Genomic DNA, 21803 nt, shown 5'->3' with positions numbered 1-21803 from the left:
TATTTTGGATATGAAATAATGGATGTTTTATATACTTACCCAAGTTACTTGGAAAAGATTGTTGAAAATTTGATGAAGAGGAACTGGCTTGTTCACAACTTTAATAATGTTGATGATTTTGAGATCTATAATTTCTCTAACTATCTATATAACAAGCAAATTAATGGGGTTACTTACACTATATATTTAGATTTGAATATATATCAATTTATTTTAAATGCATTTAAGAAAGATAAGCCCAAAGATGAATTTAGAGACGCAATAGCACTAGTTGTATTCTGTCAGTTAGCAGAAATTGAGTTAGACCCAACATTTGCGGTGTATGAGAAAATTAACTACAGAAATGATGAGGGTGTTCTAGATGAAGCAATATCTGATTTAGATATTTTTCATCGAATAAACAATACTGATAATTCATCACTAGTGTTATTTGCTTTAGGTGATAGTGATACTATAACCCCTCAAACTTCTTATTTAAGAGATCCTATAGCCACCAAAGAAAATCTTACTAAGTATAGGCGGCTAATTGAGTGGGATTCGCTATATCTGATTGTCATTTATATAGTATATATATCTAATATTTCAAATATATCTAGGGTGGAAAAGTTCAAAAAAGTGGTTGAGTGGATGATCGCTGAATTTCGATTATCCCTTGTTGGTATAACATTTGCTGCTATTTATTTTAGTGAGAATCCGATGAGACGAATGATGAAATACAAGCAGTCTGATAATGCGGATTCAAAACAACGTAGCGTGTTTAATATGACGTGGGATCTCTATAATCTGAATCGATACTTTAGGATGTGGACTGAGAGAGAATCAAATCAAGAGGGGATGTTTGTTAGTGGTGATAAGGTTTTTAACACTGTGCTGCGTAAATCAATTAAAGTTCAACAAACTGGAACCTTAGATAGCTTTAATAATTTTTTACCTAAAGATATTGTATGTTACATAGATAAAATTACATCTCAGCCAAGTATACATTTTGAACGGGTTTATGAATCAGAGCGTTGGTCTGCATCATACAGAGCCGAATTGATCAAAAAATATGAATCGTTAACAGGTATAAAATACAGTGGAACAGAGTAGTAAGCACTTTTTTACCATAAGATTCGTTGTAGGTATCAGCCTTAACACACGCGGAAAATAGGCCTCAAGCCACCCTAACGGTACGTGTTCCTGATGTTTTTTCGTCGTATGAACCCATCATGCAATCTTTTACCGTTTTAACTTTCTTAACCATAGATGAAATAGAACAATCAAAACACAACTTCAAAAAATCATCCTGTTTTTGCTTCTAAGGATCCCCATCGAAGTTACCGGAAGTATTTTATCAGTCATCGCGTGAGCGAGGCACGGAAGCCGAGATAGCCTTAGTTGAGTCAGGACGACGAATATGAGGCGATAGCAATGACTGTAAATAAAATAGTGAGGTGCTTAACTTCGTCTGGAGCAGCAAGGTGATCCAAGAGGGGATTGCTGTAGATCCCCTTTTGGCCCCATGTGAGTGGGAACTCACGACCTTCCATTAAGCGAAGCTTAATATGTACAAGCCCCAGTATGGATGGGAATCCACGACCTTAGCCTGCGGCAGGCAATTCATTTCCATCAAGGTTCAGCGAACAAGTACACTTAATCAATATCCGATAAATTTAAATAGCAATAATAAAACGTCACCGCCTTTATTTAAAAACAAGATCATCATCTACAATCACTATTTGAAACTAAAACCCTTTGATTAGCCAAAACAACCCACAAAAAAAGGCCCTATTTGAATAAACAAATAAGGCTCTAAATTGATTCAGTCAATCACCGAATTCACATTGCAATGGATAGCTCAAAATTCATAGCCCATGAAAATAAGCTTACCCCAATTGCCCTGCGACCATTAACTCTCGGCTTTCAGGAATTTCATTATATGACAGCACATGCAAGCCTCGAGCAAACGCCAGTGCGTAACGTGCCAATATGGGTCTTAATTGTGGCGGCACAAGTAACATCGGATTATGGCCTTGCTCCTTAGCCTCGGCCAATAACTGTGGCATACGTTGCTGAAGTTGAGCGAGTAACTGCGGCTCAATGGCAAAGCTGTCAAGTGATACCTTGCCTTGTTGCTGCGATTGATTCAGTGCCGTCATTAAGGTTTGCTCCAGCTCTGGCGCCAATGTCATCACGTTGAGGCTCGACTTATCACCTGCAATTGAATGCAAGATACTGTTCCGCAAAGCGCAACGAACATCGGCCGCGAGCAACACGGGATCTTTACTATTTTCACTGCAATCAAGCAGCGTCGTGCCAATGGTACGAATGTCTTTCAGTGAGACCTGCTCTTTTAAAAGTAAGCGGTACACCTTCAACAACTGAATAGGCGTTAATGCGCTATTGAGTGACTCGGCCAATTTAGGTGACTGCTTAGATAAGCGATCGCTTAATGCAATCACATCATCGTGCTGCAGCAGATCCGGTAGAGACTCACGAATAAGCTTACTGACGTGAGTCGCGATCACGGTGGCGTTATCCACCACAGAATAACCTAAATTCAGTGCTTTTGATTTAAGCTCTGGCTCGATCCACGTCGCATCCATTTGATAAGCAGGCTCTTTAGTGATAATCCCATCGATATTACCATGCACAGGGCCACTCTTTATCGCCATTAAATGTTCTGGCTCAAGCTCGGCTGTCACCACAGGATTACCCAATAAATTGATCTGATACGCATTAGGCGCCAAGGACAAATTATCACGCACTCTGACCTCAGACAGTAAAAAGCCAGCTTGTTCAGAAAGCGTTCGCCTGATCCCCGTTAACCGCTTTTGTAATTCGGCCCCTTTACTGCGCTCGACTAAATGCACTAAACGGTAACCTAAACGCACTTCAATTAAGTCGGTAAAAGGTAGCGCATCCCAACTGGGCGCCGATGGCTCAGAGAGATTTTTTTCTATCTGTGCTTCAACTTGGGTTTCAGGCTGAATAGGCACGACTTTACTTTGCTTCCAAGCCGCAAAGGCTAATACCGCCGCAAAAGACAGAAAGACAAACGCGGGCATGCCCGGCACTAAACCTAAGATGGTCATCACTGCTGATGCAATCATCAAGGTTTTTGGATTAGCCAATAATTGACGAGTCAACTGTGCAGGCATTTCTTCTGCATCAGACACACGGGTCACAATAATGGCTGCCGCTGTCGCTAACAATAGTGACGGGATTTGCGCCACTAAACCATCACCAATGGTTAATAATGCGTAAGTCTTAAAGGCATCAGCTGCGGTTAAATCGTGCATGAACACACCAATTAACACACCACCAATCATGTTAATTGCTAAAATTAATAACCCGGCAATCGCATCACCACGAACAAATTTTGACGCGCCGTCCATCGAGCCATAAAAGTCGGCTTCTCGTGCCACTTCTTGTCGGCGTTCACGCGCTTGTTCTTGAGTGAGTACCCCCGTATTGAGATCGGCATCAATGGCCATCTGCTTACCGGGTAAAGCATCCAGAGTGAAACGAGCCGACACTTCAGAGATCCGCTCCCCCCCTTTAGTGATCACCACAAAATTAATGATCATTAAAATAAGGAAAATCACCGCACCCACAACATAGTTACCGTTGATCACCACCTCACCAAAGGCTTGGATCACTCGGCCCGCCGCATCGCCGCCTTGATGACCTTCAATCAATACCACCCTTGTCGAAGCAACATTCAGAGTCAAACGCATTAAGGTTGCTAATAACAAAAGTGTTGGAAACACTGAGAATTCCAATGGTCGCCTGATAGAGACAGACACCAACAACACCATGATCGCTAACACAATATTAAAAGTGAAGAAAATATCCAACAACCAAGGTGGCAGCGGCAAAATAATCATGGCAAGCAAAGCCAACAACATAATAGGGATGCCGACAGAAGCGCGATTGCCAGCAAATGTGCGCGAGAACCAATTCATGAAGTAGAGTATCCTTTAATCGTGTCGCAAATGTTGCGGAATGAAAAAGTGAGGTAAGGGGGCCGGTTTTTGTTGTTTTCCTTGGCGAGCCGCCTTAATTTGTAAAACATAACTGAGTACATGTGCAATGGCGATAAACAAGGCCGATGGGATCTGTTGTTCAACTTGCGTCGAGTAATAAATCGCTCGAGTCAGTGGCGGCAGTTCAATAATTTCAACATCATTTTTAGTGGCAAGTTGGCGCATATAAAGCGCCAGTTCATCCACACCTTTAGTCAATACATAGGGGGCATCGGCCTTACTGGTATCGTATTTAAGTGCCACAGCATAATGGGTTGGATTCACCAATAACACATCCGCCTGTGGTATGGCCACATCAGCACGAGAGCGGCCAATACGCTGTTGTAATTGCCTGATTTTTTGCTTAACTTCAGGCTTACCTTCTTGCTGTTTATGCTCATCTTTCACATCTTGACGAGACATTTTTAAATCTTTATGGTGTTGCCAATATTGATACGGCACATCAATAAAAGTAATAAAAAGTAAGCCCACTCCTAAATACAGCATACCTTCTGACAGCATACTTATGCCTTTAGACACCGCCTCATCGATGGGCAACTGACTATAGCTCAATAAAATTTGTAAGTGACTACTGAGAAATGACCACATAATGCCGATCAGTAAAGTGATTTTCAGTACTGATTTAATCAATTCCACAAAAGACTTGGCGGAAATCATTCTCCCCATACCCGGAATGGGATCAATGCGGCTGTATTTAAATTCAACATTTTTAAAACTAAACACTGGACCGCCAGGCAAAGCACCTGCCACCATGGCAATCACTGCCACCATAATAAAAAGTGGCGTCAAAATATTGAGCATTTCAACCAACGTGGCCCCTAAGTGTTGTAATAACATGCCCGGCTTATCCAATTCAGCCTTAGTGATATCCATGTTCATTTGCGTGAGTTTTGCCACGCGATCACCAAACCAAGAGGCGCTGGCGATAAGCATTAATGAACAACCAATAATCAATGAGGAGGACGCTAAGTCTTTCGAGCGAGGCACTTGCCCTTCTTGACGGGCTTTCTTCAGTTTCTGGGGAGTGGCTTTTTCTGTTTTATCTTGACCTGTATTTTTACTCATACTTCCTCCCTGATATCAATTTTATGACTCACAAAATCATTATTTATCATTCGGTTGAAAGTCACACATGCACCGCTCATGCTGTGCCACCAATAAAGCCATACATGGCCGATAAAGCTTCTAAACAAAGCTCACTGTAGCGGCTCGGTAACCCTGTAAATGAGAACATCACACATAACAATCCCATCAACATAGACATTGGGAAGCCTAAGGCAAATACGTTTAATGAAGGAGCCGCTCGGCTTAATACACCAAAGGTCACATTCACCATAAGCATGGCTAAAATAGCCGGAAGAGCCAACATTAAAGCCGAAGCAAACAGCCAAGCCATTCGGCTCACAAGCCCCAGTAGCGGTAAATCAAAAATACCCGTGCCGATAGGCCAAAGTCTGAAACTATCCACTAAAATGCCAATAGCCACTAAGTGCCCATCGAGCCCTAAAAACAATAGCGTGCCATAAAATAAGAACCATTGACCTAAAATAGGATTAGAGTTACCGCTAGCTGGATCGTTCATCACAGCCATCGCCAATCCCATTTGCATCGACATCATCGCACCCACCAATGTCATCACATGGATCATAAAGGTCAGAAAAAACGCCAACATAAAACCAATAAGCAATTGCTCAATAGCTAACAATAGCGCCCCTAATGACAACGCGTCGACAACAGGCGGCATAGGTAATATCGGGGCTAATAATGCTGAAATAGAAATGGCAAGCAATACGCGAACCATCACTGGAATATAAGCGCTGCCGAGAAAAGGCATCACTAAAAAGCCGCCCATAATGCGACAAAATGGCCACCAGAATGTCCCAATAAACGTGCTTATTTCAGCCGAAGTAAGTGACAGCATGGCTACCCAATAACATTTGGTATATTCATAAATAAACGCTGAAAAAAGTCAGCAATTTCTTGTAACAACCATTGCCCTGCAAAAAGAACCATGAGCAAAGTGATCACGAGTCTTGGCAAAAAACTTAAAGTTTGCTCGTTAACTTGTGTAGCAGCCTGAAACACGGCAATCACGAGACCCACGAGTAATCCCGGCACAACTAATACAGCCACCATAGCCACCACTAAATAAATGGCATCGGAGAACAGGGAGGTTAATTCAGCTATTTCCATTTATCCTTCCCATTTAAATCTTAACCAAGATGTTAACAAGCCAAGCCCAAGCATCGAAAAAAACGATCATTCCCACAATACTCGAGGCCAATAAATAAAAAATATCGACAACAAAACCATCAATCGCAAAGGGTGTTGTTTTATCTATCACCTTACTTCCTCTTTAGTCTTCATGCTGAACATCGCATAAAACAAGTCGATTCATATTGATGAAAACAATGATAGGTCATCAAAAATCGACAACCTATCTCTATTCTTCAAGTCAAAGTATCAAGCCCGTCAACCAAAACTCGCCACTAATGTACTGACTGTCATAGACCAACCGTCAACCAGAACAAATACCATGAGCTTAAAAGGTAAAGAGATAATCAAAGGTGATAACATCATCATCCCCATTGACATCAACACACTGGCGACCACTAAATCAATCACCAAAAACGGTAAAAACAGCAAAAAACCAATTTGAAAAGCGGTTTTAAGCTCACTCAATACAAAAGCAGGCATTAAAACAAAAAAGGGCACTTCTTCCGCCGTTAAGGTCACCGGCTCATCGGCAATTTTTAACATCTGCTCAAGATCGGTTTCTCGCGTCTGAGCCAACATGAACTTGCGCAATGGCTTTTCAGCAATCATTACCGCTTCAGTCAATTCAATCTGACCTTTTTCATAAGGCACATAAGCCTCGGTATAAATCGCATCACCAACAGGTCGCATGACAAAAATAGTCAACACTAAGGCGATGCCAATTAATACTTTATTAGGCGGACTCTGCTGTAACCCCAATGCTTGACGTAAAATAGCCAGCACCACAATAATGCGGGTAAAACTGGTCAACATCATCAACAGAGCGGGAATAAAACTCAGCACTGTCATTAACGCTAAAATTTCAAGCTTAACGTTAACCGACTGGGTTTCCTCTCCGTTACCTAATGTAAATAAAGTAAAACCGTCGTTGGCAAACACACTGGGTGCTACCAAGCAAAGTGAAAACAACAAAGCACGGAGCATACTAGTCATTCGCTCCAGTGAGACTAATGGCTTCAACCTCAAGTAAACGCACGCCATAGCGCCCTTTTACTTCAACGACTTCACCACGACCTAACAATGCGCCATTCACTCGAATATCTAACGGCTCACCCACCATGCGATCCAGTGCGACAACATCACCTTCACCCATACGTGTTAATTCACCTAAAGACATTTCTGCACTCGCAAGTTCTAAGGTCACTTGCACTGGTAGTTGATGAAAAAATGAAATATCTTTTGCAGGTTTTGGCGCAGTGGTAGGTGTGACCACTTCTTCTTCACCGAAAAGATCATCATCCAAGAGAAAGTCTTCGTCCTGTAGGATATTTTGTTCAGCCATTGTTTGGATCCTCTTGTTGATAGGCATCATGAGTTAGTTTTGCGACCATTTGTCCCTCGTGGGTATGAACAGACGCGTAGAATAAAGGGCGTTTACCCACTGTCACTGGACAGCGAGAATGTAAATTAATAGGTAATACATCACCCACTTTTAACGCATTCAATGAAGTTACGGGCGTACTTTGACGGCCCAGTTCTAATGAGATTTTCAATGGGATTTGTCTTAATCGATGAGACAATTTCTCTGCGAGATCGGGGTTGGCTTGATACTGACTCGGTTGCTCTGCCATTAAACCCAGTAAATTCTCGGTCATACAAAATAACATTGAAGGGGCCAAATGCTCTTTAGGAAAACTTAGCTCCCACTGCACAGGTGCATCAATAGGCGTATTACTGGCAACCAGCTCAAGCTTTAACGCATCTTCATCCAGTTCTGTCGTAGGTAAAGCAGCAAGTGCCGCTAAAATCAATTTCTTTGCTAATCGATATTCAGATTGACTGGGTGCACGTAAGGGAGAGCTTAATGGGCTCGCCAAACTACCATAATAGCCACTGGCCAACTGATCGAGTGTACATCTGTCTATGCGCCACCAAGCGAGAGGCAAGCGATGATAACTTAATAAAAACCAAGCTTGGTTTAAGTCAGGCTCAATTGGACGGTTATGTTCCGATAATCCAATATGAGACAAAGCATGATGACCTTGACGAACGATAGGGTTAAGCACCCCATTGACTGCATCCAAGACTAATCGATGACAAGCCTCAACTTGCAACAATAACCGACTACGCGCTAACTTCTCTTGAATGAGTGCAACAGGCCTGACTCTTACACCTGAGTGGGGTTTAAGTAGACTCGCTTTTGAAGTTGTTTTCATTACAATCCCAAACTGAATAATTAATAATTAAAATAATAACCTTTTATAGAAAATTGACGTTTGACAAAATAATGACGTCAATCTAATAGTGTTACTATTTATTAAAATGATATTCTAGCCATACTAGATATTCATCAAACAACAAATTGTTATATTATTTGACGCTCGACAAAAACATGACGCTATTTTGTTTAACGTAAAATAAACGATTAATTAATCCACATATAAACCTAAGCGTCAATTAATCGTCAAATTGTAAAAATGTATATTAAAATGGCACTCGACAAAATAATGACACTCTCATACAACTTTATCTCACCTATCGTTTAATATAATTTAAAAGCCAGACGAATATACATTGAAGTGAACTCAAGATATATAAAAATTTGCAATTAATGCTAAATCTCAGCCTATATCAAATCAATTAAAATGGCTATCGGCAAAAAGTATAAAAACTTTAATTATTTAAAAAATATATTTTAATTATTTAAAATAACCCTGCAGAACAACAAGTTAAAATAAAGAACTATTGTGTAAAAGTGATAATTCAAACAAAAAATACAAATAAAGAATAAATTTTAAGCAAACAAACATCAACCTAACTATTAAAATAAATCATTACTATCAATTTTATATAAATAAATATTTCGAGTAAGTTAATATTGATTATAGACTTGATTTAATAAATATCTTATTATTTATAAGAAATCATTTTACATGAATTAATATTGCGTGTTTAATTGCACAACAAAACAGACTAAGAAAATCATTTGAACCAAACTCATACTGCTTGGTTTGACTCTTAGTTTATAACAAAAAATATAAATTACCTTGTCGTTGAAGTAATAAATAAAAGGGAACTGGATCAGTGAAACCGTCAGCTCATAAATTAATCTGCATGCTGTTTGTTTATTTGGCTATTCCTAATAGTGTCAGCGCTGCAGTGACACATTATCAAACACCATTAGAACAAGCTAAATGGAATTTCAGCGGCGATGTTTTCCATTGTCAGCTTCAACATAAAATACAAGGCTTCGGGCAATTAACACTCAAAGCCCTACCAGGAGAAGCCCTTAAGTTACAACTTGATACAGATTGGCTATCTTTGAATAACACTCAAAGCCAAGCACAAGTGGTTGCATCACCTTGGCAATTCCATCAGCAAAAAGCACAACACAGCACTCAACTTTGGTGGTTGGGTCGTAGCGCCAGTAGCCAAGATAATATCAATCCATTTCTAGAAGGACTCGATCAAGGCCTATCTTGGCAAGTCAATATCACTAGTGATAATGGGGCGATGTATCAAATCAATGCCAGCACAATCAATACCAAAACGGTCGTCAATCAATTCAGGCATTGCAGACAAGCATTATTACCGAAACCCTTTTCTTATGTTCGTCGTATCGACTTTCAATTTGATACTGGATCAAGTCAATTAAATGCCAATCAAGATCAGGATCTTAACGCAATAGTTCGTTACGTTTTAGCCGATAATAGCATTAAAGAAATCCTCGTCGATGGACACGCAGATGCCGTAGGCGAACATTTAGCAAACCTTGTACTGAGTAAAGAGCGCGCTGACGAAGTGGCCTCACGATTAGTAGAACTCGGATTAAACAGCCGTATGATCCAAGTCCGTAATCACGGTGCTAGAGCCCCTAAAGCCAGCAATAATAATGATAAAGGACGACTCTATAACCGACGTGTCACGGTTCGCCTCGTTAAGGCATCGACTCGAGTTGCCCAAACTGCAACTGGAGATAAACGCAATGTCACACAGTAAAATCGCTTCAATAAGATTGGTTGATGCAAGCTTATCTGCATCTTGTTTGAATAATTTAGCACTACAAGGCTTCACTCAATGGCAAGAAAGTGAAGCCATGCCTTGGTTATCGTTAATCAATTTATCAAACAGTACTTGTGATAACGTTGCCAAAATTTTGGCACAATACCCTGCACAAAACCAAATTGCTTTGCTGGATCCTGAGCAAACTGATTTAGCGGCGGCGGCCATGCATGCAGGCGTACAAGATTACTTACTCTTACCCCTTGATACAGAGCAAGTTAGCTCTTTATTACACAGATTAAGAAGACTCGAACAGCCGGATACTCATCTTGTTGTCTCAGCTCCTGTGAGCCGTCAATTATTAATGCTCGCGCACAGAGCAGCCACAACCGAAGCCGGAATTTTGCTGACAGGTGAAAGTGGTACGGGTAAAGAACCACTTGCTCGATATATTCACCGCCATTCAACCCGTTCTGACAAACCTTTTATAGCGGTTAATTGCGCCGCCATTCCAGAAAGTATTTTAGAGTCCATATTATTTGGTCATGTCAAAGGGGCATTCACAGGCGCGCATGCAGAACAACCCGGTAAATTTGAAATAGCCAATGGCGGCACCTTAATGCTGGATGAGATAGGCGAAATGCCACTTAATCTGCAATCTAAATTATTACGAGTCTTACAAGAAAGAGAAGTAGAGCGTTTAGGAGGACATAAATCAATCCCCCTCGATGTGCGCATTATCGCTGCGACCAATAAAGATCTACAAAAAGCGGTTAAAGAAGGTGAATTTAGAGAAGATCTTTTTTATCGACTCGATGTACTGCCGCTAAAAATAAGTCCATTAAGAGAAAGAAAAGCAGACGTTTTACCGCTAGCTGAACACTTTATACAAAAATACCAACATTTAGCGGGCACTCAAACTTGCTATTTCAGTGAACAAGCAAAACACAGACTCACTTGCCATGACTGGCCTGGCAATGTCAGAGAGCTTGAAAATACCATTCAACGCGCCCTTGTTATGCGCCGCGGTCAAGCCCTACAAGTCGCTGACTTAGGCCTAGCGCATGTACCACATTCAGGGTTAATAAAAGTTGAATCCAATGAACAAGGCTTAAAAGCATCAAAACGCCAAGCTGAGTTCCAATTTATCTTAGATACCCTAAAACAATTTAATGGCCATCGCAGCCAAAGCGCACAAGCACTCGGTATGACGACACGCGCATTACGTTATAAATTAGCGCAAATGCGAGAAGAAGGAATAGATATAGATCAAGTATTGCGAGCAAGCGGACACGCAGCTTAAATCGCGATCTTCAAATTATTTAGTTAAGGCAGGAACCGCATATGTCAATTGGAGCTTCAATCAATCCTCAGGCCATGATGAATACCCTAAGTATTCACACTGAAATGGCAAAAGGTGCAATAAAAATAGCCGCAAATCCTAAAGATCACGGCATTCAAGCGCCTTCATTTACTGAAGTCATGAAAGAAAAAGTTGCGGCTGTCAACACAGATCAAAATGTGTCTTCCGCACTCATGAAAGCTGTCGATACAGGGCAAAGTGATGACTTAGTCGGCGCCATGGTGGCTAGTCAAAAAGCATCGCTGTCTTTTTCAACCATGATCCAAATACGAAACCGCTTAGTTCAGGCCTTTGACGAAGTCATGAAGATGCCAGTCTAATCATTAATCTGAATAATTCATTATTGTTTAAAAACAACAATATAAACTGGATTTTATGGAAGGTTTAAAATAACAATGTCAACAACTATTGCTCAACCTAGCCCCAATACGGCTGATGCTAGCCAAAAGTCAGAGCTACTGGCCACATGGCTACAAAAATGGCGTCAATTTAATCGCGGTGATCGTCAAGTTCTTTTGCTTGCGGTATTAGCCACCATTGTTGCTTGTGTCATCGTATTGCTACTTTGGACAGCCAGCCAAGGCTACCGTCCTTTGTATGGTCAACAAGAAACCGTTGAAACCTCTCAAATCATTGAGGTATTAGAAGCTGAAGGTATTCCCTACCGTCTTGAAGCCAACACAGGCTTAGTGCTAGTGCAAGAAGACAAACTCGGTAAAGCCAGAATGTTACTGGCCGCCCGTGGCGTGAAAGCCAAAGTGCCGTCAGGTATGGAGTCTCTTGATAGCTCAGATATTGGCACCAGCCAATTCATGGAACAAGCGAAATACAGACACAGCTTAGAAGGTGAGTTATCTCGTACCATCATGGCATTAAAAGCTGTTCGAACCGCCAGAGTTCACTTAGCTATCCCAAAGCGCACATTATTTATACGTCAGCAACCTGAACTTCCTTCCGCTTCGGTCATGTTAGATCTTTATGCTGGCAGTAAAATCCAACCAGGACAAATTGAGTCTATTGCAAACTTAGTCTCTGGTAGCGTCACAGGAATGACGCCAGAGCGTGTGCAAATTGTTGATCAAGAAGGCAACCATCTCAGTGCAGGCATTACCTTAAACCAAGACATCACTCAAGCACGGGACCGCCAATTAAAATACACTCAAGAGCTTGAGCAAAGCCTCATTAACCGTGCGTCTAGCATGCTGAGTCCCATTCTTGGACAAGATAACTTCCAAGTGCAAATCTCTGCAGCGGTCAACTTTAACCAAGTTGAAGAAACGAAAGAGTCTCTCGACCCTCAAACAGTCGTCACCTCAGAAAACCAAAGCACAAATGAAAGTAATACCGCGATGGAACTGGGTATTCCCGGTGCATTAAGTAATCAGCCTCCCACCACTGAAGACACTGAAAATGCCAATAATCGTCGTAACTTGAAGCAACAAGAAAGTCGTCAATTTGAAGTCGGCCGTTCAGTTAAACATACTCGCTATCAGCAAATGCAGTTAGAAAACCTGTCTGTTTCTGTCTTACTGAATAATCAAGCGGCCGGTGATACACCTTGGACTGAAGCACAGCTAACCCAACTTGGTACTATGGTAAAAGACTCCATTGGTTATTCAAGTGAACGTGGCGATCAATTCAGCATCAGTAGTTTCAACTTCGCCCCTGTTGCTAGCGCTGTATTTGAGCCAATGCCTTGGTGGCAAGCCGAAGGCTATCAAGCCTATCTACGTTATTTAATGGGCGGTATCCTTGGTTTAGGACTGATTTTCTTTGTATTGCGTCCACTGGTTAGTCACTTAACACGCACCAGTGACAATAATCCCAATGAGACACCTGAACCATTGCCAGCTCCGGTAGAGTCACCTTCACCAGCGGCGATCAGTGCAAGTGAAAAACAGCAAGATTCACAAGCCCTTGCCGATCAGTTAATGGGATTAAGCCAAGCCGCTGCCGATAATGATTGGATTGCTGGACAAGGTCTACCAGAACCAGGCTCGCCACTGACAGTGAAAATGGAACACCTGAGCCTTCTCGCCAATGAAGAGCCTGCTCGAGTCGCAGAAGTCATTGCCAGCTGGATAGGCGAAAGAGGTAACGAGTCAAACAGTTAATGATTGAACCTTAATCTATAAACTCACTTTGACAATAAATAACCGCGCTATTGCTCATCACATTCTAAGCATAAAGAGTAAATGAGAGTGATAGCGCAAAAAATAGGTGGCGAAGACAGTGAATAAGAACGAACTTGGAATAAAAATGGACAACCATGAACAAGCAGCTATGTTACTGCTCAGCATGGGAGAGAAAGGTGCATCTCAAGTGATGGCACATCTAGATAGAACCGATGTACAACACTTGAGCCATAAAATGGCTCGCCTATCAAGTATCACGCAACAAGAAGCCGACGCAGTACTTGGACGCTTCTTTATGAAATACCAAGAACAATCCGGTATTGCTAAAGCCTCTCGCTCATATCTACAAAAAACCTTAGATCTCGCCTTAGGTGATCGCGTAGCCAAAAGCTTGATTGACAGTATCTATGGGGATGAAATCAAAACCTTAGTAAAGCGTTTAGAATGGGTTGATCCACAATTACTCGCCCGTGAAATCACCCATGAACATAGCCAACTTCAAGCAGTATTATTAGGCCTTCTGCCCGCAGAAAGTGCCGCTCAAGTACTGCAAAGCCTCCCTGTTGCTGGCCATGATGAAGTACTTATTCGTATTGCCCAACTGGGTGAGTTAGATCGTGATGTGGTCGATGAGCTCCGCCAGCTTGTTGAACGTTGCATGCTTATCGCCATGGAAAAAAGCCACACCCAAATTGCAGGTATTCGCCAAGTCGCAGATATTTTGAATCGCTTTGAAGGCGATCGCGAGCAATTAATGGAAATGATCAAACTCCATGACACTCAATTAGCCACCAATGTAGCTGATAATATGTTTGATTTCATTATTCTTGGGCGTCAAAAACCTGAGACCTTACAAGAAATCATGGCCATTGTCCCCCCTGAAATGTTGGCACTCGCCCTGAAAGGGATCGAGCCTTCACTGAAAAATACACTGCTCGATGCATTGCCTAAACGTATGTCTTCAGCCATTGAAACCCAAGTTGATGCCATAGGTGCAGTGCCATTAAGCCAAGCGACTGCTGCTCGTAAAGAAATCATGGAACTGGCTAAACAAATGATGGATGACGGTGACATAGAACTGCAACTCTTTGAAGAACAGGTGGTTGAATAATGTCAGCTAAAAATAATCTGCTCGATCCTCGCTGGCGCCTAAAAGGTGAGCTGGCTCGCCGCCATCGCTTTGCCCCCTTAGTACCGCCCAATAGTGGGGATGAAAACACACCTGGCTGGGAAGATTACCAGCAAGCCTTTGATAAAGGTTACGATGAAGGTGTACAAAAAGGCCATGAAGCAGGCTTTGAGTCTGGCTCAGAAGAAGGTCGTCAATCGGGTCATGCCATTGGTTTTAATCAGGGCCGTATCGAAGGGCAACTCAAAGGCAAAGAAGGTATTGACGCTCAGCTTAATGATTTGATCGCTCCTTTAGGCGCATTAAAGTCATTACTTGAAGAAGGTCATACTCAACAAATTAATCAACAACAAAACTTGATTTTGGATTTGGTTCGCCGCGTAGCGCAACAAGTGATCCGTTGTGAGTTAACGTTACAACCTCAGCAGATCCTCTCACTTATTGAAGAAACGTTAGCTGCCCTGCCCGATCGTCAATCTGAAGTCAAAATACACTTAGAACCCAGTGCCGTTGAAAAGCTTAAAGAACTCGCCGCCGATAAAGTGAAAGATTGGGTATTGATTGCCGATCCGGCCATCACAGCAGGAGGTTGTCGTATTGTGAGTGATAAATCCGATGCGGATGCTTCCATAGAAACTCGACTGAATGCCTGTATGACACAAGTCGAAGCCAAGCTGCAACAAGTCGATTTACAAGCCGAAACAAAAGAGGAAGCCAGTGAAGCCTGATCTGAATGCTCAAGATTGGCCAACGGTGCCTGTGGCACAAGTTTATGGCCGACTCACACGGGTAAATGGCCTATTGCTTGAAGCCATTGGTTGTCAACTTGGCACAGGTGATCGTTGCCATATTGAGTCTAGAGACGGACAATTTATTGAAGCTGAGGTAGTAGGCTTTCACAAAGAAACGTTATGCTTAATGCCTATTGAGCACACCACAGGATTAATGCCTGGTGCTCGTGTCATTCCACTGCAGCAGCGCTGTCAAATTCCTGTTGGTAGCGGGTTACTTGGACGTATTATCGATGGTTTAGGTCAGCCTTTAGATGGGCTAGGACCACTGGAAAATGTCACTCACATTCCATTACGTCATCAATTAAGTAATCCACTGTTACGTAAGCCAATCCGTGAACCTCTTGATGTGGGCATTCGCGCCATTAATGCATTACTGCCTGTGGGCCGTGGTCAACGATTAGGCTTGTTTGCAGGTTCGGGCGTCGGTAAAAGTGTGCTACTGGCCATGATGACACGTTTTACTGAAGCGGATGTGATTGTGGTTGGCCTCATTGGTGAACGTGGCCGCGAAGTGCGCGAGTTTATCGAAGAAGCCTTAGGGGAAGAAGGGCGTAAACGCGCTGTTGTGATTGCAGCCCCTGCCGATACCACCCCTTTAATGCGCCTTCGTGCCATGCGCCTTTGTCACCACATTGCCACGGGCTTTCGCGACCAAGGTAAACAAGTGCTGTTATTGGTAGACTCTCTGACCCGTTATGCTCAAGCACAACGAGAAATTGCCCTCAGTTTAGGTGAGCCACCAGCCACCAAAGGTTATCCGCCTTCCGCGTTTGCGCAATTACCAAGTTTAGTTGAAATGGCGGGTAATGGTCAGCACCCTAATGGCACCTTAACGGCTTTTTATACTGTACTGACCGAAGGGGACGATCAGCAAGATCCTGTCGCAGATTCTGCTCGAGCCATTTTAGATGGCCACATAGTCCTCAGCCGAAAACTGGCTGAAAAAGGCCATTTTCCTGCCATTGATATTGGCGCATCCGTGAGCCGCTTGGCGACTCAAATCGCCAGTAAAGAAAACCTCACTCAAGGACAGCACTTTAGGCATTTAAATAGCCGCTTCAATGAGGTTAAAGAGCTACTTCCATTGGGTGGATACCAAGCAGGACAAGACCCAGAAATGGATCTGGCAGTACAAGCTGCACCCAGCATGGCGGTCTTTTTACGTCAAGATAGCGAACAAAAAGCCAGTCGAAGCGACAGCATAGAGCAATTAAAAACACTAGCAGAAAGTCTTGGTTACCAAGCACAAACTTAACTAAATCGCGCTTAAATTACTCTTATTAAGCGCGCTAAACATGACGCAATCAATATAAAACCGCCACTCAAAAAATAACGCTGCAAAATAATCAGGATAAAGGAGTCGATTATGCAAGCCCAATTTAGACCACTACATACCTTGTGCGAGCAAGAAGAAAAGAAATTGAGTCAACTTGGACAGCAGCGCACTGAAACTCAGCAGCGCATCGATCATATTCAGCAGCAAAAAGACATCATAGCGCAAATGCAAGTACAGTATGGTCAATACCCTAGCCAAGCCGCCAACCCGTTATTACTACAAAATACTGCCAATATGGCGCAAGTACTCGCTCCCATGCAAAAGAAATTAACCCGCCAGCAAATATTACTCAGCCAAGAACATCAACGCATCGATGGTATGTGGCGTAAACAGCTAGGTCGACAGCAAGGGATCAAATGGTTGTATCAGAAAAAAAAATCAGAGCACCAAACTTACCTAGATAAGCAAGAGCAAAAACAGCTGGATGACTTAGCAGGACGTTACGCAGCAGCTTATTAAAAACCTCGATTAATCAATATAAAAACGGCGCTGTTAAGCGCCATTTTCTTATGAATACTGCTTCAGCAATATACCGATAACACCATTTATTAAGCCTGCCCCACTAAGCCTTCGTTATGATCTAAGTTATCTTTTTTATTTTCAGCCTTAATCCCAAACACAGATAGAGACAATAAGGCTGACATAAAGCCTAGTGTAAACAAGGCACTGAATGTCATACCTCCAACGATGACACCCGCAAGACCACGATAAATTTCAGCGCCATCACCCGGCGTTAACATAAGGGGTAACATGCCACAGATACTGGTCCCCGTACTCATAAAAATAGGTCGCATACGGGTACTCACAGCACGATAAATAGCCGTTTGTTGTGCTAATCCATCCTGCATACCTGCCTTAAATTCACTGATCAATAAAATGGCGTTATTAATCACCAATCCCATAAGAATAATAAAGCCTATCATAGTGATCACATCTAAATTTTGTGGCATAAACACATTCAGTAAATTTAAGCTCAGCATGCCACCCGCAAGTGCAAGAGGCATAGACAACATCACCGCAGCCGCAAATAACCAAGAAGCCAATGCAATGCGCATCAATAAAAATAAGACTAATAATGAGACAAAAAAGGTCAGCAGAAACTCGGTCAAAAAGCTATCAAGTTCACCGGCTTGACCTTGATAAGCGGCATATAAACCTTTTGGTCCTTGTGTATTAATATACTCAGAAACAATCAGTTTCACTTGTTCCAAAAAAGGCCCCATAGGCTGGCCATTAGGGGGTAACATACTCAGTGAAATGGTCATTCCGTTATCAGCTCTGAAAATCGCACTGGGGGCCAATACCATGTCGCTGTCCACTAAGTCTCGCAATGGCATTAAACCGTGCTCAGGGATCATCAACTCGGTTTCAAGTAACTGCTCAATATGACTCACCTTCTGTCCCTTAAAATAAAAAGGGAAACTCTCACCACCAGCCGAAAAGCGCCCCAAATATTCTCCGTCCGTTAACGCTACTAAATATCGGTTCAAGTCCGCCCTTGATAAGCCTAAATAAGCAAGTTTATCTCCTTTAGGGGTAAACTCTATTTGGGTGGCATTATTGGAGAGCGCTACGATCTCAAGCACTTTACTGCCTGGGATCCGCTCTTTAATGATCTCTTTTAAAGCTTGGCCTGCATGTTGTAACTCAGCTAAACTCAAGCCCTTTAAATCCAATCGACTACGATCGCTGCCTTGTATTGCGCCTCCCAGTAAACTAGGTTGAAAAATATAAAGAGACGTATCGGGCAAATCATTTAAAATCTGCGTTTCCAACCATAACTCAAACTCAGCATATTGCCCTTCCTCTTTAGGGTTGATACTTAAATAGCAATCAACCGTACTACAAGAGAGGCTATAGCGATCCATTTTTGGGGCATCGATATTCATTTTTGCTTTCGCTAAACGCGCCTCGATAATCATTCCTACTTGCTCCGTCGCCGCCTCTTGCGATAAAGGCTCTTTAAAATCAACATAAGCACCAATGCGATTTGACTTAGGGTTGGGCAATAAATCAATCGCTGGCATCATCCACCAAGAGAGCAATAAGGCCCCCAAAGCGCCGACACCAACCCAAATGCGCGCTTGCAAAGGTGAGCGAGATGGCAAACTTAATCGCTGAGGCCATTTATTGAGGGAGGATAACGGCTTACTCTCAGCCTTTTGACATTGTTCGGGTAATATTCGTCGCCCTAATGCAGGCAAAAGCAACAGCGCTACAAGAATAGAGGCCACCAACGCACTGGAGATGGTATACGCTAAATCTTCAAATAGTTGGCTAATACTCGATTGCATCAAGATAATAGGCACAAAAATGACAATACTTGAAAGTGTTGAAGAAATCAGCGCTCCGCGCACTTGTTTGACGCCTTGATATAGGCTCTCCGTTAAACGTACCCCTTGACTCCGTAACCGCTGAATATTCTCCATCACAATAATAGAGGCATCCAGCAATAAACCAACGGATAATGCCATACCCGCCAAAGAAATTACATTTAAGCTACGCCCCCCTAAATACATACCTAAAATGACCAAAGACAAGCACATTGGAATACTGATAAAAATCAAAAAAACCATTTTCAAGTCACGTATGAACACATATAAGAACAAACATGCCAGTAATACACCTAACAAGATATTAGTGTAAACAAGTGTTAGTGCATGCTTAATCGGCTTTGATGCATCACGGCTAAATGATAATTTCATGCCTAAATCAGCCAAAACCCCTTGATTCAACGATGTCATGACCTGCTCTAAATCCGCAATAATCTCCAATGCATTGGTATTTTTATCCGGCTGAAAAGCAAAAAACATGGCAAAATGGCCTTCAAAACTCGCGTATTCCCAATCTGTTGCGAAGCGTTTGTTAATCTTGGATAATTCACCCAAACGAATAATACGTTCTCCTCGAACAGCTACAGGCAGTTGGGTGAGTTCCGCCAATGACATTTGACCTTTAAAATGTAAATCATAAGCTTTAGAGCCCAGCCTCATTTTATCGCCAGAGCGATCAATTAAATCGTGCAGCTTTTCTGTCACATCATCGATAGACAATGAAAAGCGCGCTAGGGCTTGAGGATTAAACTCAATATCCATTCTCTGCGCTAACGGACTGTAACTCATATTGATATTTGCAATACCAGGCACATCACTTAACACTGACGCAATATGCTCTCGATACACTCGCCGATAATCATCTGCCGTCATATTTTCTAATTCTGAATACAAATACATAGAGGCAACAGTACTACCAGCACCGTTGCTGTAATCGAATATCAATGGCTTAGCGACCTGCGCAGGCCAATCTGGAATTTGATTAATGCGCGCCATCACATCCATATACGCTTTTTCCATATCCGCTTGGGGCGAAAAAAACAAGCGCGTCCAAGTTTCGCCATTACCGATATGGGTTTGCGAATGCTTTAACTGCCCGATACTGGCTAGTTGCCTCTCTAATGGAATGATAAGCACTTGTTCAATTTCAGTCGCCGTTTTTCCTTGCCAATTGATCAACATGGCGATTTCTTGTTGATCTAAATCCGGCAGTAAGGCATTGGGTAATTTGACACTAGCAATCCCTCCTAATATCACCAGTAAGGCAGAAAAGGCAATAATGATGCCACTGTATTTATCGACAAACTTCATAGTCGCACCTGTATTTCATCAGCATTGGCGACGATGACTTGATCGTTAACCGTTAAGGATTTTCCACCTCTCACCACCAAATGCTCACCCACCTTTAACAGCGATTGCACAACAGCGTGAGCCCCTTGTGTATCAACAACATTCACGGGAATTTGAAGCACTTTGTCTGCACCATCGAGCTTCCAAACATAATATTCATTATTGTTAAGATGCAACGCATCATAAGCGATTAATGAAAGATCATCTGCTGGCATTTGCATCTTCACTGTCATCCGCTCATCTAAAAAAAGCGGGTTATCTATTTCGTCTTTAAAATTGAAATGCAAATCCAGTGTTTGAGAAGCCTCATCTACCTTAGATGCCAAGCGATTAAGCAATAACACCTCTCCGTTATTTAACTGGAAACTAGCACGATCGATTTGCTCCACCTGTTGAAGCAAATCAAGTGAAATACGGCAAATAACTTCTTGGTTGTCAAAAGGCATAAAACTTAAAATACTGTCCCCAGAATCAAGCCATTCACCGGGCTGAGCATTTAATGTAAAAATCTTGCCATCTGCGGGCGCCACATGTTTTAAATTGGCAATCTGATGCCTTAGAATCACCTGCTCCGCTTGTAATACCTGATAATGCTGCTGCGTGATCTCTGCATCAAGTTTGGCACGATTAAAATCAGAAACCGATACCATGTCTTGTTTATCTAACGATTGAATGCGTTCATATTCTTGAGCAGAAAAGTCAGCTTTTGCTTTAGCTGAAACCAATTTAGCGCTCAACTTTTCCGATTGCTGTGTTAAGTAAAAATCATCTTGCTGCGCAATCACGTCCCCTTTTTTAACCGACATATTCACCGGTAAAACCCAATCCAACTGTGCTTTAACATGACTGGAAACTTGAGGACGAAAAGACACATCGGCATGGCAGTATAAGCTTTTTTGTATGCCTTCATTCCACAGGCTCACTTGAGTCACATGAACTAAAGGTTTATCTTCAGAAAAGGATGGTAAGGCCGTCATAAACCCTATACCAAGTAAAGATCTCAGCACCATTTTGATACAGTAATGCATTTAAATATCCTTATTAAATCTATCCATAAACGAAGCGGTGTTCTGATATCAATAGGCGCCGTGATGATGTGAGTATACAGAACAGCTT

The 21803-nt window shown here is 42.2% G+C and carries 19 protein-coding genes; 9 read left to right on the top strand and 10 right to left on the bottom strand.

What is annotated here, in order from left to right; translation table 11 throughout:
• Positions 1 to 18: 18 nt before the first annotated feature.
• On the top strand, positions 19 to 1089 hold the full coding sequence (locus tag Q0976_RS00310; RefSeq protein WP_299489652.1) for a hypothetical protein: 1071 nt from the start codon (positions 19 to 21) through the stop codon (positions 1087 to 1089).
• Between the two features lie 776 nt (positions 1090 to 1865).
• Here Q0976_RS00310 and flhA read toward each other — a convergent pair.
• The 8 genes from flhA to Q0976_RS00270 form a co-directional block, all read right to left on the bottom strand.
• Positions 1866 to 3947 (bottom strand): flagellar biosynthesis protein FlhA, encoded by a 2082-nt coding sequence (gene flhA / locus Q0976_RS00305; protein ID WP_299489650.1) that lies wholly within the window; start codon positions 3945 to 3947, stop codon positions 1866 to 1868.
• Positions 3948 to 3962: 15 nt separating this feature from the next.
• A complete protein-coding gene (gene flhB, locus Q0976_RS00300) occupies positions 3963 to 5093 on the bottom strand; it encodes a flagellar biosynthesis protein FlhB (RefSeq protein ID WP_299489647.1) in 1131 nt (376 codons plus the stop codon).
• Positions 5094 to 5169: 76 nt separating this feature from the next.
• Positions 5170 to 5949: a flagellar biosynthetic protein FliR gene (fliR, locus tag Q0976_RS00295; RefSeq protein ID WP_299489645.1), complete on the bottom strand. Its 780-nt coding sequence runs from the start codon at positions 5947 to 5949 to the stop codon at positions 5170 to 5172.
• 2 nt (positions 5950 to 5951) lie between these two features.
• The gene (gene fliQ, locus Q0976_RS00290) at positions 5952 to 6221 is read right to left on the bottom strand and encodes a flagellar biosynthesis protein FliQ (RefSeq protein WP_299489644.1); all 270 of its coding nucleotides are present in this window, start codon (positions 6219 to 6221) and stop codon (positions 5952 to 5954) included.
• A 13-nt stretch (positions 6222 to 6234) separates the two neighbouring features.
• Complete coding sequence (locus Q0976_RS00285; protein WP_299489642.1) at positions 6235 to 6372, bottom strand: hypothetical protein; 138 nt, start codon at positions 6370 to 6372, stop codon at positions 6235 to 6237.
• 128 nt (positions 6373 to 6500) lie between these two features.
• Positions 6501 to 7229: a flagellar type III secretion system pore protein FliP gene (gene fliP, locus Q0976_RS00280; RefSeq protein ID WP_299490157.1), complete on the bottom strand. Its 729-nt coding sequence runs from the start codon at positions 7227 to 7229 to the stop codon at positions 6501 to 6503.
• A 1-nt stretch (position 7230) separates the two neighbouring features.
• Entirely contained in the window at positions 7231 to 7587 is a 357-nt protein-coding gene (gene fliN / locus Q0976_RS00275; RefSeq protein WP_299489640.1) for a flagellar motor switch protein FliN, read from the bottom strand.
• Positions 7580 to 8461, bottom strand: a complete 882-nt coding sequence (locus Q0976_RS00270) for a FliM/FliN family flagellar motor switch protein (protein ID WP_299489638.1) — start codon at positions 8459 to 8461, stop codon at positions 7580 to 7582. The genes fliN and Q0976_RS00270 overlap by 8 nt, the downstream gene beginning before the upstream one ends.
• Before the next feature lie 868 nt (positions 8462 to 9329).
• Between Q0976_RS00270 and Q0976_RS00265 the strand changes: the two genes are divergently transcribed.
• From Q0976_RS00265 to Q0976_RS00230, 8 genes are all read left to right on the top strand, one after another.
• Positions 9330 to 10244, top strand: coding sequence for an OmpA family protein (locus Q0976_RS00265; RefSeq protein WP_299489636.1), 915 nt, complete (start codon positions 9330 to 9332; stop codon positions 10242 to 10244).
• Positions 10231 to 11550, top strand: a complete 1320-nt coding sequence (locus tag Q0976_RS00260; protein WP_299489634.1) for a sigma-54 dependent transcriptional regulator — start codon at positions 10231 to 10233, stop codon at positions 11548 to 11550. The genes Q0976_RS00265 and Q0976_RS00260 overlap by 14 nt, the downstream gene beginning before the upstream one ends.
• A 41-nt stretch (positions 11551 to 11591) precedes the next feature.
• Complete coding sequence (gene fliE, locus Q0976_RS00255; protein ID WP_299489632.1) at positions 11592 to 11930, top strand: flagellar hook-basal body complex protein FliE; 339 nt, start codon at positions 11592 to 11594, stop codon at positions 11928 to 11930.
• A gap of 75 nt (positions 11931 to 12005) precedes the next feature.
• On the top strand, positions 12006 to 13724 hold the full coding sequence (fliF, locus tag Q0976_RS00250) for a flagellar basal-body MS-ring/collar protein FliF (protein ID WP_299489630.1): 1719 nt from the start codon (positions 12006 to 12008) through the stop codon (positions 13722 to 13724).
• A 145-nt stretch (positions 13725 to 13869) separates the two neighbouring features.
• Positions 13870 to 14856 carry a flagellar motor switch protein FliG gene (locus Q0976_RS00245; protein ID WP_299490154.1) on the top strand — a complete coding sequence of 329 codons (987 nt, stop codon included), beginning with the start codon at positions 13870 to 13872 and terminating at the stop codon, positions 14854 to 14856.
• A complete protein-coding gene (fliH, locus tag Q0976_RS00240; protein WP_299489628.1) occupies positions 14856 to 15602 on the top strand; it encodes a flagellar assembly protein FliH in 747 nt (248 codons plus the stop codon). Before Q0976_RS00245 ends, fliH begins: the two co-directional genes overlap by 1 nt.
• Complete coding sequence (locus Q0976_RS00235) at positions 15592 to 16923, top strand: FliI/YscN family ATPase (RefSeq protein ID WP_299489626.1); 1332 nt, start codon at positions 15592 to 15594, stop codon at positions 16921 to 16923. The genes fliH and Q0976_RS00235 overlap by 11 nt, the downstream gene beginning before the upstream one ends.
• Positions 16924 to 17034: 111 nt before the next feature.
• Positions 17035 to 17463 carry a hypothetical protein gene (locus Q0976_RS00230; RefSeq protein ID WP_299489624.1) on the top strand — a complete coding sequence of 143 codons (429 nt, stop codon included), beginning with the start codon at positions 17035 to 17037 and terminating at the stop codon, positions 17461 to 17463.
• A gap of 89 nt (positions 17464 to 17552) precedes the next feature.
• Here Q0976_RS00230 and Q0976_RS00225 read toward each other — a convergent pair whose 3' ends face one another.
• Positions 17553 to 20648 carry an efflux RND transporter permease subunit gene (locus tag Q0976_RS00225; protein WP_299489622.1) on the bottom strand — a complete coding sequence of 1032 codons (3096 nt, stop codon included), beginning with the start codon at positions 20646 to 20648 and terminating at the stop codon, positions 17553 to 17555.
• Complete coding sequence (locus tag Q0976_RS00220) at positions 20645 to 21715, bottom strand: efflux RND transporter periplasmic adaptor subunit (protein WP_299489620.1); 1071 nt, start codon at positions 21713 to 21715, stop codon at positions 20645 to 20647. Before Q0976_RS00220 ends, Q0976_RS00225 begins: the two co-directional genes overlap by 4 nt.
• Positions 21716 to 21803 lie beyond the last annotated feature (88 nt).

The organism is uncultured Shewanella sp., from assembly GCF_947501665.1.
GTDB lineage: Bacteria > Pseudomonadota > Gammaproteobacteria > Enterobacterales > Shewanellaceae > Shewanella.
Note: the sequence above shows the minus strand (reverse complement) of the source record. Positions and strands in the feature narration are given on the sequence as shown.